Consider the following 13,240-nt stretch of genomic DNA (forward strand, 5'->3'; position numbering starts at 1 on the left):
AATTTTATTTTTGCGATTCATTTAAAAAAGATTACAATGAACATTTTGATTCTAGGTTCTGGTGGAAGGGAACACACATTCGCTTGGAAAATTGCCCAAAGTCCGTTCTGCAACAACTTATTTGTGGCTCCTGGAAATTCGGGAACTGCAAACTTGGCGACCAATGTGCATATAGGTGTAAACGATTTTGAAGCTATAAAAAACTTAGTTTTAGATAAAGAAATTGATATGGTTGTTGTGGGACCGGAAGACCCCTTGGTAAACGGCGTTCATGATTATTTTCTAAATGATGATGCCATTAAGCACGTAGCGGTCATTGGCCCACAAAAAGCCGCTGCACAACTTGAAGGCAGCAAGGAGTTTGCTAAACAATTTTTATATCGCCATAATATTCCAACCGCCGCTTACGAGAGTTTTACAAAGGAAACCGTTGAAAAGGGCTATGTATTTTTAGAAACCTTAAATCCGCCCTATGTTTTAAAGGCAGATGGATTAGCGGCAGGAAAAGGCGTGGTTATTTTAAACGATTTAAGTGAAGCTAAAGCGGAATTAAAAAGCATGTTGGTGGATGCGAAATTTGGACTGGCAAGTACCAAAGTGGTTATTGAAGAGTTTTTGGATGGTATCGAATTAAGTTGTTTTGTGCTTACCGATGGGAAAAATTATAAAATTTTACCTACCGCAAAAGATTATAAACGTATTGGCGAAGGCGATACTGGTTTAAATACGGGTGGTATGGGAGCGGTGTCGCCAGTGCCTTTTGCAACCGATGAATTTCTGAATAAAATTGAAGAAAGTATTGTAAAACCAACCATAAGCGGCTTCAAAAAGGATAAGTTGCCGTATGTTGGCTTTGTGTTTATCGGATTGATAAAAGTGGGTAACGACCCCAAAGTGATAGAATATAATGTACGGATGGGCGACCCCGAAACCGAGGTTGTTTTACCAAGATTGAAAAACGATTTTGTTGAAATTCTGCAAGCCATGGCGAACGGCAGCTTAGATAAAATAGATATTGAAATAGACGAACGTGCCGCTACAACCATCATGTTGGTATCGGGCGGTTACCCTGAAGCTTATGAAAAAGGCAAAGAGATTTCAGGTATTGAATCCATAAAGGATTCTATTCCGTTTCATGCGGGCGCCCAATTAAAAGATGGGAAAGTAGTGACTTTTGGGGGACGCGTTATGGCGATTACTTCTTATGGGAATACTTATAAAGAGGCCATAAAAAAATCCTACCAAAGCATAGAAAAACTACATTTTGATAAGATGTATTATCGTAAGGATATTGGTTTCGATCTATAAATAAGAGTGTGCTGAAACGCTTTTATCTTCCTCGTTATTATCGTTATAGCCTTTTAATTGGATCATCCAATATACAAAAGCAGCAAATCCAATAATAAAGAAAAGCCAAGAAACAGCATTTGCAAAGAACCAATTTTTAAGCTCTAAAACCCTTAAAGCATCAAAAGGAGCAAAAAGAAAATTTACAAATAAATCCTGTATAGCGTAGAAGAAATCTTTCATAAAATATGTCTATTATTTTTTAATGATAAATCCATAACTTTCAATGATAATCTATGTGTCCAATTAAATAATATATCAGATCAGTTTCATTGTTAGTATATTTACGGAGCAAAAATACAAAATCAGTTAATGATAACAAGCATTTTTAATAAATCTAAGCCAATAAATTTTATCATTGTTTTTTTTATTACGGTTTTAGCCTTTTTAACCGCAAGGGCAGATACCGTAATGGACGCCGTTACAGTTGCTTATGTTTTTAAACAAGTTGCTGTGTTTCTTATTTGTGTTGTAACCATCTTGGTCTTTAATTTTATCATCACTAAAAACAGTTTTACTAAGGATAACCACTACGAAATCTTAATATTCAGCTTGTTTTTACTCACATTTGTTCAAACCACAAGCAATGCGAGCATTCTTGTTTCTAACTTTTTTGTCTTGTTGGGGGTTAGGAGAATTATAAGTTTACGTTCTCAAAGCAGCGTTAAAAAGAAACTTTTTGATGCCGCTTTGTGGATTGGCGTTGCTTCTTTGTTTTATTTTTGGGCCATTCTGTTTTTTGCGGTCGTAATTCTGAGTTTAATTTTATATACCGATAATCATCTAAGGCATTGGATCCTTCCTTTTATAGGCATAGCGACTGTTTTTGTAATTGCCATAAGTATTTCGGTAGTTCTTTATAACGATTTTTATAAAATATTTAATTCCTCGCACAGTGTTAGTTACGATTTTAGCATTTACAATTCAACCCGTTACTTGGTAGCCATTACCATGGTATTGTCCTTCGGTATATGGTCTTCCATATTTTATCTGCAAAACATCAAAAAAAAGAAAAAGGCCTCAAGAGCCTCATTCAAAATCATTATCATCGCCGCCATTATCGCGTTCGTCATTGTTTTACAGGCACCTAATAAAACGGGGAGTGAATTTTTGTTTCTGTTTGCACCTTTGGCAATAATTATTACCAATTATTTAGAAACCATCGAGGAAAAATGGTTTAAGGAAGTGTTTTTTACGGTCTTGCTGATTATTCCGTTTCTATTATTATTGTTGTAGTTTTTGCCCAAAAGCCAAATCGCCGGCATCCCCCAAACCAGGAACTATATATCCTTTATCATTAAGTTTATCATCTATGGTTGCAATCCATAAATGGGTAGATGCATTAAAGTGGTTTTCAACAAAATTAATGCCTTCATGTGCTCCTATCACACTTACCAAATGGATGTCTTTGGGAATTCCGAAAGGTTTCAAAGCTTCAAAAGTAGCCACCATCGATTGTCCTGTTGCCAACATGGGGTCTGCCAAAATAAGGGTTTTGTTCTCTAAGCTGGGGCAGGCTAAATATTCAACAATAATTTCAAAACTTTCAGAATGGTCATTATGGTGTCTGTAGGCAGAAATAAATGCATTTTCAGCCGTGTCAAAAACATTCAGCAACCCATAGTGCAAAGGGATGCCCGCTCTTAAAATAGAACACAGAACAATGTCATTTTCCAATACATCAATGGAAGAAGTTCCAAGAGGTGTTTTAATTGATGTTGACTTATAATCTAAAACTTTGCTCATTTCATAACCTAAAACCTCGCCAATACGCTCAATATTTCTGCGGAAACGCATCCTATCTGTTTGAATGGAAACAGATCTAATTTCTGAAACAAAAGTGTTCAGTACTGAATTTTGTTGTGATAAGTTATGAATGTGCATAAACGTCCATCTTTCATTTTGAATGATAAAGTTAATTAATTAGACTTATATTTACGGGTATCATATCAATTTTAATAAAAAGGAAACTGCGAACCACAGAAAACGAATGACCCATATTTATGTTTAAATTTTGTAGTTTTGTACTCTTAAAAATATCATACCATGTTTACAAGTAAAGCCAACGCCATTTTTCAAGACGTTATCAAACAATACCACATCATCAACACCGTTGATCAGCCATTTAAAAACAAATATGCCGAAAGCGATCTATTAGAGCATCTATTGTACAGAAAATGTTGGATTGATACCGTACAATGGCATTATGAGGATATTATTCGCGACCCACACATAGACCCCGTTGCGGCATTGGCTTTAAAACGTAAGATAGATGCTTCAAACCAAGACAGAACGGATATGGTGGAGTATATTGATAGCTATTTTTTAGAAAAATACAAGCATGTTATCCCCCAAGATAACGCGACCCTTAATACTGAAAGTCCTGCGTGGGGCATAGATAGATTATCCATTTTGGCTTTGAAAATTTATCACATGAATGAAGAAGCAACCCGTACGGATGCTACCGATGTACATCGTGCAACTTGCCAAAAAAAGCTGGATATTTTATTGGAACAGCGCGTGGATTTGAGTACGGCCATTGATACCCTTCTCAACGATATTGAAAAAGGCGACAAGTATATGAAGGTTTACAAGCAAATGAAAATGTACAATGATGATGAGCTAAATCCTGTTTTGAGAGGACAGAAATAAATTCCTTTGAATAAAGGAATCCCATTAATAAGTGTTCAAAATCGGAAAGTAACTAATGAGTCTCAATATAATCACAAAACCGGAGAATGGTTCTATTTAGTAGAACATCCTATATAAGGATGACTTGAAAGCCTTCATTTATTAAGGAATAAGCTCTATAGATTAAAATTGAACATATAAAGAATAAAAAACTTTAGTACATGACAAAAAATTATATTAACATTTATTAAACTCTATTAAGCCTACTGAAATCAAGACCTGTCAGGTTTTAAAAACCTGACAGGTCTGAAACGCCAAATATTATAGAGCTATTGACAATCAGTCATTTAAAATGTGTGTTTCAATTTTTGTCATGTACTTATATAAAAAACATAAATTTACTTTTGTAATATAAAAACGGGAAGCTATGGTTATGACAATAAAACATGGAGCCACAAAGAAGAGCATCAGCAGCATATTGGAAAGTTTAGCAAAAAAGCAAAAGCCTAAAGGTGTTGATGCCTATAAATACGTTGGAAAAATAAGCTTAAGAAAAGATGCGCTGAACATACAAAGACAGCTTCGTAATGAATGGGAATAAACTGTTTTTAGATACCAATATCATTCTCTATTTACTAAATGGAGACGAAACATTGGCCGAATTATTAAACGAAAAGCAGTTGTATATCTCTATCATTACAGAATTGGAATTATTAGCTTACAAAGGTATTACGGCAAAAGAAGAAAAGGTTATCAAAGAGTTTATATCACAATGTAAAACCATAACTATAAATAGCTCAGTAAAACAGGAAACCATACGAATCCGGAAAACATATAATACAAAACTTCCAGATAGTATTATTATTGCAACGGCATTGTACTTAGATTTACCTTTAGTTACTTCGGATATTGAGTTTAAAAAAGTAGAGGAGCTCACACTGATACATTACGAAAACATGTAATCAAGAGAACAACATTTAAGAATTAGAAAAGAAAAAAATCTAATTCCCAAGAAGCGTCGAATAATTTGTTAATAAACCACTTTCAAGCCCCCTTACTTATATAGTTATTTTTAATTTTGGAACATCCAAGAAAGTGTTATAAAAACAATGATTTCATCAAAAATCGAATTTCAAACACCCAAACACATCCTCGTTATCCGTCTCTCAGCCATGGGCGATGTTGCTATGACAGTGCCCGTTTTACGCGCCTTTACAAAACAATATCCCAAGGTTAAACTTACCGTTTTAACCCGCTCTTTTTTCAAACCATTTTTTAGGGATTTACAAAACATTTCGGTGTATTCTGCTGAGGTAAAGGACAAGCACAAAGGTGTTTCCGGACTATACAAACTTTCAAAGGAATTAAAGAATTTAGGAATTGATGCCGTTGCCGATTTACATAATGTGTTGCGAAGTAAGGTTTTAAAATCATTTTTATTCGGAATAAAAACGGCTCAAATTGATAAAGGTAGGGCCGAAAAAAAAGCATTGATTTCCAGCGGAAAATTTCAGCAATTAAAAACAACATTTGAACGCTATACGGATGTTTTTGATGCTTTGGGTTATAACATAGATTTAAGCAATCCGTCGTTTCCTGAAGCTAAAACAATAAACTCAAAAACCATTGAAATTTTAGGACTTAAAAAGTCTAAATGGATTGGAATAGCTCCTTTTGCTGCCCATGAAGGCAAAATGTATCCGTTGGATTTAATGGGTGATGTTATTGAATCACTTTCTAAAGACTATAAAGTGGTTTTATTTGGTGGTGGACAAAATGAAATGGATATTTTAAATGGTTTCGAGAAAACTTTTGAAAACGTAGTGAATGTTGCTGGAAAACTTTCCCTGGATGAAGAATTGGATGTTATTTCAAATTTAGAGGTGATGCTCTCCATGGATTCTGGAAACGCCCACATGGCAGCTATGTTAGGAATAAAAACAGTTACTATTTGGGGCGTAACGCACCCTTTTACGGGTTTTGCACCGTTTAACCAACCCAACGATTACGCACTTTTATCAGACAGAAATCAGTTTCCAAAAATACCAACCTCTGTTTACGGAAACAAGTGCCCAGAAAACTACAAAGAAGCCTCTAGAAGCATTCTTCCTGAAACTATTATTGAAAAGATTAAGTCTTTAGTCTAAAAGCGAAGCGGTCTAGCTTCTAATGTCTAGCGTCTATTTTTTAAACATCATCATAATCCACCACAATGCTCGGCGTTGTTGGCTGTGCCTGACAGGTTAAAATCAATCCGTCAGCTACTTCTTTTTCGGTTAATATATTGTTCTGTCTCATGGTTACTTCGCCTTCTTTTAAGCGCGCCAAACAACTACTGCAAATACCACCTTGGCATGAATAAGGCGCATCTATATCTTCATCTAATGCTGCTTCAAGAACCGTTTGTTTTTGCGACATTTCAAAAGTGGTGGTCTCATCATCAACCGTTATGGTTACTTGCGTTTTACCCGAAACACTTGTTTTTTCTTCTACTTCAACAGGTTTTGCTGCTTTAAAAAGCTCGAAGTGAATACGGTCTTTGTCAATGCCATTATCGGTCAAAACATCTTTTACCACATGGATCATGGCTTCAGGTCCGCACAGATAAAAAGCGTCCACTTCAACATGTTTGTGTTTGTTCAGCATCACATAATTAACCGTGCTTTTTTCAATCCTACCAAAAATAGAATCATCTTTATCTTGTTTACTAAACACAAATTGAATGGAAAACCGGTCTTTATATTGGTGCTGAAGCTCTAACAGTTCGTTTAAAAACATGGTATCTTGGGTAGATTTGTTTCCATACACCAAAATCACATGACTATGAACTTCTTCTTCCAAAGCACATTTTATAATGCTTAAAATGGGCGTAATACCACTACCAGCAGCAAAAGCCGCTATGTTTTTGGTTTTTTTGTCGTTGGGTTCAAAAATAAAACGCCCTTTTGGTGGTGCTATCTCTAAAACATCGCCCGCTCTTAATTTATAGTTTGCATACGATGAGAATGTACCGTCTTGTACCGCTTTAACTGCCACTTTCAGCTCGCCACTTTTAGGGGATGAGCATAAGGAATAATCCCGTCGCACCTCATTTCCATTAAGGTTCACTTTTAAAGTAATGTACTGTCCTGCCTTAAAAGAAAAAGTGCCTTTTAAATTTTCTGGCACATTAAAAGCAATACTTATGGCGTTATTGGCTTCTTTTTTTATATTTTTAATCGATAGTTTGTGGAATGATGACATCTGTTAATTTTTGACAAAAATACTAAAGTTGATTTGTAAATTTTAACTTTACCTGTAACAATTAATATAAAAAGCTTACTAACCATTAAAAATTATTAAATAATCAGTAAATAAAAACCATCAAATGAAAAAAATCTTATTAGTATCTATGTTTATTGTGGCAGTTGCTACCCAAGTCCAAGCACAGGAAAACACCGAGTTTAAAGCCAACACTGTAGAATTTTTACAGTTAACGGGCGCTGGGAAAGCGTTTGAAAGTGCCATTGACCAAATTGGATATAATGTTTCCGCAGCCAATAAGGAAGCCTATACTAAGGAAGCTACTGCCACATTGGATGGCTTATACGAAAAGATGGCTGAATTATATATGGCTGAATTCACACCATCCGAAATCAAAGAATTAGTGGCATTTTACCATACCGATTTAGGAAAAAAACTTGCCGAGAAACAATTGGGCTTAATGCAAAAAGCCATGGCTTTTGGTCAAACCTGGGGCATGGAAGTGAGCCAAATAGCCCAGAAATACAACTAAAACACCAGCATGATTAAACACTTTTTAAGTTTAGAGTGGAAATCTTTTAAACGTTCGGCCAGTTTTGGAAAAAGCTTAGGGATTAAAATACTTATGGGCTTTTTGGCACTGTATTTTGCCGGTATCTTTTTGGTTATGGGCTTTTTTATGTTTAAAATACTTAAAGAAGTTTATCCTGGCAGCGACCCATTTATAGTATTCAACGGATTATTGTTTTTTTGGATATTGGGCGATTTGTTGATTAGGTTTTTTTTTCAAAAACTCCCAGCAATGAGTGTAAAGCCTTTATTGACCATCCCCGTAAAACGAAAAACGATTGTCCATTTTGTATTGGGCAAATCGCTTACGGCATTCATTAATTTTTTGCCATTGTTCGCTATCATTCCATTTGGCATCACACTTATTGGTAATGGCTACCATAGCGCAACCATTTTAGTATGGATGCTTGCTTTAATATTAATTATTGCAATTAATAACTTTCTTAATTTTATTATTGAAAGCTTATCAGCTGAAACCGAACTGTCTTTTTTACCCATTATTGCTTTTGCCGGAACCCTGTTCGGGCTAAACCATTTCAATATTATAAATATTTCCGAAGCCTTGTCAAAAGGGCTTGTTGCAGTATCGGAAAACCCTGTTTTGTTGGTCGTTCTTATAGCAATATTAGCAGCATTGTATCTCTATAATTTTAAGATTTTACATAAGAAATTGTTTTTGGATAGCGGGTTAAAAACAAAAGTTGAAGAGGTAAACACTTCCAATTTAGAATGGACCAAAAACTTTGGGGACATGGCACCTTTTATGCAACTCGATTTAAAATTGCTATGGCGCAACAAACGCACGAAATCATCTGTTTGGATGCTAGTGATAGGCCTACTTTATGGGTTGTTTTTCTATCCACAGCCAATGTATCAAAACATGCCCTGGTTTTATGCCTTTATAGGCATTTTTGTCACGGGTATTTTTTTAATAAATTTTGGACAATTTATTCCAGCGTGGGACAGTGGCTATTACAAACTGCTTATGAGCCAAAATATTAAATACGAACAGTATTTAAAATCCAAGTTTACTTTAATGGCCTTAAGTGTCATTATTTTGTTTGTGTTAAGCATCCCCTATGTTTATTTTGGCTGGAAAATACTGTTGGCACATTTTGCAGCGGCTATTTATAATTTGGGGGTTAACACACATGTTATTTTGTATGGAGGTTCTTTCAACCGAAAAAAAATAGATTTAAGTCAAAAGGCGGCATTTAATTACCAAGGCACGGGTGCAGTGCAGTGGCTCATTGGTATTCCATTAATGCTGGTGCCACTTGCTATTTTCGGAATCACTTATTTTTTGGCAGGTTTTGAAATAGGTTGTTTGGTTTTAGGAATTCTCGGTGTTGTCGGAATTGTTTTCCATGAAAAATTAATGAAACTGATTACCGCCAAATATGTAGATTCAAAGTATAAAATGATTGCTGCTTTTGATCAAAATAATTAAATAATTACGGGTTGATAATTTTTGAATAATGAATAAAAAAATAATCTTATTTTTTTCAATATAAAATCAAAAATTTATTAGAATCAAAAAAATGAATTTATTAAGTTTTAAAAAACGCATTTTTTTGATAAACAATTCAAAATTAAAAAATAGCTTAAGTACTGATTTAATTGATATTTAAACATTTTTTAAATCATTAGAAAAATAAAAAAAAACTTTTTTTTAAAATGTTTTTTTACATGATAAATTCATTAAAAAGTAAAGACAAAATATTAGTTTTTTTTAAAATTTAAAAAACGTTTTTTTAGTTTTTAAAATAAGATATATACTCGAATAAAAATTTGATTTTTTGATTTTTAAAAACTGAATAATTTTATAAAATATATTATGATAATAACATCAAACTTATCAAAAAAGTACAGTGGAAATCTTGTTTTAAATATCGAATCTTTAGAGATTCCGAAAGGGCAGAGTTTTGGATTGGTTGGCAATAATGGGGCTGGAAAAACCACGTACTTTAGTTTGCTATTGGATTTAATACAGCCAACAACGGGATTTATTAAAACAAACAACATTCAAGTTAATGAAAGTGAAGATTGGAAACCATTTACAGCTGCTTTTATTGATGAAAGTTTTTTGATTGGCTATTTAACTGCAGAAGAATATTTTTATTTTATTGGCGAATTACGAAACCAAAACAAGGCGGACGTTGACAAACTTTTAGCTGGTTTTGAAGATTTTTTCCATGACGAAATACTAAAACAGAAAAAGTATTTACGCGATTTAAGTAAAGGAAACCAAAAGAAAGTAGGTATTGTTGCTGCTTTAATAGGAAACCCTGAAGTCATCATTCTTGATGAACCTTTTGCAAATTTAGACCCAACTACTCAAATTCGTTTAAAAGGTATTATTAAGGATTTAGCTCAAAAACAAGGAATTACCGTGCTTATATCAAGTCATGATTTAATGCACGTTACCGATGTTTGCGAACGTATTGTGGTGCTAGAAAAAGGCGAAGTGGTTAAAGATTTAGCAACCAATGCAGCTACTTTAAAAGAATTGGAAGCGCATTTTTCTGGGGCGGAAGTGGCTTAAGCTATAACACAGAGTTGCACAGAGGATACACAAAGATTCACAGAGAAAAAGAAGCTTTCTTACCGACATCTGTCCTTATATAACTTTGCGCCTCTGCACCTTTGCGAGCCAATTTACACGTCAATCTCCGTGCAACTCCGAGTTCCCTCCGCTTATCTCAGTGAAATAATTTTTACGCCTTAGCTCCTTTGCGAGCCACATTTCACCCAAAAAACCTGTCGTTTTATCGATAAATCAAAAAAGATGCTTATTTTTACCTGCTTACATACTAAAAGCACGAGTTTATTGTTATTTATTTAGATTAAAAATGCCAGTATTGAAAATACCTTTTAAAGCAACCTTAATTATTGCGTGTTCCACTTTGGTGTTAATAAGTTGTTCCAGAAAAAAGGATAAATTTATTAACCGCAATTTTCATGCTGTTACGGCAGAATTCAATGCGCTTTACAATGGATATAACGCTTTAGAAGACGGAAAAAATAGCTTAAACACTAGTTATTTTGATAATTATTGGGCCATTTTACCAATTGAACGGATGCAAATCTCCGAAGAAATTGTACTTCCCGGTCAATCTAAAAATGAAAATTTCACCAGGGCGGAAGAAAAGGCTGTAAAAGCGATTCAAAAGCACAGCATTTCTATTGAAGGCAAAGAAAAAAACCCACAAATGGATGAGGCGTATTTGCTTTTGGGAAAATCCAGGTATTTCGATCAGCGTTTTGTGCCCGCTTTAGAGGCTTTCAATTACATCCTTTACAAATATCCCGCTAGCGATAAGATTAACCAAGCCAAGATTTGGCGCGAAAAAACAAACATCCGGTTGGATAATGATGAGCTTGCCATTAAAAACCTAAAGCGCTTATTAAAACAAGAAAAATTAGAAGATCAAGATTTGGCAGATGCCACTTCCATGTTAGCTCAAGCGTATTTAAACACAAAATCTGTTGACAGTGCCATCACGCAGCTTGAAATAGCTTCAAATGCCACCAAGAATGATGATGAGCGCGGGCGTTACCGGTTTATTCAAGGGCAGTTATATAATGAATTAGGCAAGAAAGACAGCGCTAATTTTGCTTTTGATAAAGTCATTGAACTCAACCGCAAAACCCCTCGAATTTATATGATAGGTGCATATATCGAAAAAATCAAGAATTTCGATTACGAAAAAGGCAATAAATTTGAGATGTTGGAATTGATCAACGAGCTTGAAGAAAATAGGGAAAACCGTCCGTTTTTAGATAAAATCTATCATCAAAAAGCAGCGTATTTTTTAAATAACAAATCCGATTCTTTGGCGATTACTTATTTTAATAAATCGTTACGAACCAATTCACAGGACAAAGTTTTAAGAGCCAAAAATTATGAGATTCTTGGTGATATGAATTTTGATAAATCCCTCTACCAAGATGCAGGAAATTATTACGATAGTACCATGACCAACTTGGTGCTAAACTCAAAACCTTACCGTATTATAAAACGTAAACGTGATAATTTGGACGATGTTATTTATTATGAAGCCATTGCCAAAGTAAATGACAGTGTTTTACACCTTGTAAATTTACCGGAACCCGAAAGAGTTGCCTATTTTGAAACCTTCATCGAAAAATTAAAAATAAAAGCAAAAGAAGAAAAGGAAAAAGCCGAGGCCGCCGAACGTAACAATACTGGTCTGGCTACCGTTAACAGCACAATTGCAGGAAATAGAGGAAATGTGCCAACACGGGGCGGATCGCCTATCCAAGCGGCAACATTTTATTTCTACAACCCTACTACGGTGGCGTATGGCAAAAATGAATTCATAAAAATTTGGGGAGATAGAGCTTTGGAAGATAACTGGAGGTGGTCCAACAAATCGAAATCATCCTCTGGAAATGCCATTTTAGATACTAATATATTGGCTACGGCATCAGAAGATGAACTGTTCGACCCGCAATTCTATATTTCAAAAATTCCTTCCGAAACAAAAGAAATCGATAGTATTTCCAAAGAAAGGAATTATGCCTATTATCAATTGGGACTCATTTATAAAGAAAAATTTAAAGAATACGGATTGGCAAAAAATAAATTTCAAAATTTGCTTAAAAGCAATCCGGAAGAGCGATTGATGCTTCCTTCAAAATATAATCTATATAAAATCTACGAACTTTTAGGCCATAATGATGAGGCTTCCATTGCTAAAACCGATATCATTTCCAATTATCCAGATTCTCGATACGCAACGATTCTTAACAATCCGGATTCGGCTTCGGCAAAAGATGAAAACAGTCCTGAAAGTTTGTACGAAGCACTATATCAAAAATTTCAAAACCAAGAATATGCTCAGGTAATTTCAGAAAGTGAGGCATACATCAACACCTTTGATGGCGAGCCCATAGTACCAAAATTAGAACTTTTAAAAGCCACCGCCACAGGGCGTTTATATGGTTTTGAAGCTTATGGTAAAGCCATAAATTTTATAGCCATTACCTATGCAAATACCGAGGAAGGGAAACGAGCGCAAGATATGGAGGCCCATGTGCTGCCAAGATTGACGAATACCGATTTTGTCAAGGAAAACGATAGTACAACCAATAATTACAAGGTGGTTTTTAAGTTTGAAAACCCTAAACCAGAGCAAGTGGCCAATTTTAAACAGACTTTGGATGAGGCATTAAAAAACTTAAGATATTATTCGTTAAAATCTTCGGTTGATGTGTATAACCCAACTACCATGTTTGTAATGGTACATGGTTTAAAAAATGCCCAAGTTGCCAACACATTCGATCAATTATTGAATAAGGAGGATAAGAAAAAAATCAGGGAATCCTATTTTGTAATAACCTCCGATAATTATCAAATCATTCAAATCCATAAAAATTTAGATGCGTATTTAAACACAATCATTAACCCCAAATAACTAACATT

Annotated in this window: 13 protein-coding genes; 10 read left to right on the top strand and 3 right to left on the bottom strand. The window is 34.6% G+C overall.

From position 1 onward, the window contains the following. Positions 1-36 precede the first annotated feature (36 nt). Positions 37-1,308 carry a phosphoribosylamine--glycine ligase gene (gene purD / locus ACU1LP_RS06435; RefSeq protein WP_445734324.1) on the top strand — a complete coding sequence of 424 codons (1,272 nt, stop codon included), beginning with the start codon at positions 37-39 and terminating at the stop codon, positions 1,306-1,308. Here purD and ACU1LP_RS06440 read toward each other — a convergent pair. Next, positions 1,303-1,530 carry a DUF6341 family protein gene (locus ACU1LP_RS06440; RefSeq protein WP_445732034.1) on the bottom strand — a complete coding sequence of 76 codons (228 nt, stop codon included), beginning with the start codon at positions 1,528-1,530 and terminating at the stop codon, positions 1,303-1,305. The two genes, purD and ACU1LP_RS06440, sit on opposite strands and share 6 nt — an antisense overlap. A gap of 129 nt (positions 1,531-1,659) precedes the next feature. On the opposite strand from ACU1LP_RS06440, the gene ACU1LP_RS06445 reads away from it, so the two are divergent. Then, positions 1,660-2,583 (top strand): DUF6427 family protein, encoded by a 924-nt coding sequence (locus tag ACU1LP_RS06445; protein WP_445732035.1) that lies wholly within the window; start codon positions 1,660-1,662, stop codon positions 2,581-2,583. Here the strand turns inward: ACU1LP_RS06445 and upp are convergent. Further along, entirely contained in the window at positions 2,572-3,231 is a 660-nt protein-coding gene (upp, locus tag ACU1LP_RS06450) for a uracil phosphoribosyltransferase (protein WP_445732036.1), read from the bottom strand. The two genes, ACU1LP_RS06445 and upp, sit on opposite strands and share 12 nt — an antisense overlap. 162 nt (positions 3,232-3,393) lie before the next feature. Between upp and ACU1LP_RS06455 the strand changes: the two genes are divergently transcribed. The 4 genes from ACU1LP_RS06455 to ACU1LP_RS06470 all read left to right on the top strand — a co-directional run bounded on the left by ACU1LP_RS06455 (position 3,394) and on the right by ACU1LP_RS06470 (position 6,125). Next, complete coding sequence (locus ACU1LP_RS06455) at positions 3,394-3,999, top strand: DUF4254 domain-containing protein (RefSeq protein WP_445732037.1); 606 nt, start codon at positions 3,394-3,396, stop codon at positions 3,997-3,999. Positions 4,000-4,411: 412 nt separating this feature from the next. Then, positions 4,412-4,579 (top strand): hypothetical protein, encoded by a 168-nt coding sequence (locus tag ACU1LP_RS06460; RefSeq protein ID WP_445732038.1) that lies wholly within the window; start codon positions 4,412-4,414, stop codon positions 4,577-4,579. Then, on the top strand, positions 4,566-4,940 hold the full coding sequence (locus ACU1LP_RS06465; protein WP_445732039.1) for a type II toxin-antitoxin system VapC family toxin: 375 nt from the start codon (positions 4,566-4,568) through the stop codon (positions 4,938-4,940). The genes ACU1LP_RS06460 and ACU1LP_RS06465 overlap by 14 nt, the downstream gene beginning before the upstream one ends. 210 nt (positions 4,941-5,150) lie before the next feature. Further along, the gene (locus ACU1LP_RS06470) at positions 5,151-6,125 is read left to right on the top strand and encodes a glycosyltransferase family 9 protein (RefSeq protein ID WP_445734327.1); all 975 of its coding nucleotides are present in this window, start codon (positions 5,151-5,153) and stop codon (positions 6,123-6,125) included. 40 nt (positions 6,126-6,165) lie between these two features. Here ACU1LP_RS06470 and ACU1LP_RS06475 read toward each other — a convergent pair whose 3' ends face one another. After that, on the bottom strand, positions 6,166-7,221 hold the full coding sequence (locus tag ACU1LP_RS06475) for a 2Fe-2S iron-sulfur cluster-binding protein (RefSeq protein WP_445732040.1): 1,056 nt from the start codon (positions 7,219-7,221) through the stop codon (positions 6,166-6,168). Positions 7,222-7,345: 124 nt separating this feature from the next. Between ACU1LP_RS06475 and ACU1LP_RS06480 the strand changes: the two genes are divergently transcribed. From ACU1LP_RS06480 to porW, 4 genes are all read left to right on the top strand, one after another. Then, positions 7,346-7,753, top strand: a complete 408-nt coding sequence (locus tag ACU1LP_RS06480; protein ID WP_445732041.1) for a DUF2059 domain-containing protein — start codon at positions 7,346-7,348, stop codon at positions 7,751-7,753. 9 nt (positions 7,754-7,762) lie between these two features. After that, positions 7,763-9,241, top strand: a complete 1,479-nt coding sequence (locus tag ACU1LP_RS06485; protein WP_445735879.1) for a DUF5687 family protein — start codon at positions 7,763-7,765, stop codon at positions 9,239-9,241. 387 nt (positions 9,242-9,628) lie between these two features. After that, a complete protein-coding gene (locus ACU1LP_RS06490) occupies positions 9,629-10,336 on the top strand; it encodes an ABC transporter ATP-binding protein (RefSeq protein ID WP_445735880.1) in 708 nt (235 codons plus the stop codon). Between the two features lie 316 nt (positions 10,337-10,652). Then, positions 10,653-13,232, top strand: coding sequence for a type IX secretion system periplasmic lipoprotein PorW/SprE (porW, locus tag ACU1LP_RS06495; protein ID WP_445735904.1), 2,580 nt, complete (start codon positions 10,653-10,655; stop codon positions 13,230-13,232). Positions 13,233-13,240 lie beyond the last annotated feature (8 nt).

The sequence above is a fragment of the Mariniflexile sp. genome, from assembly GCF_052728615.1.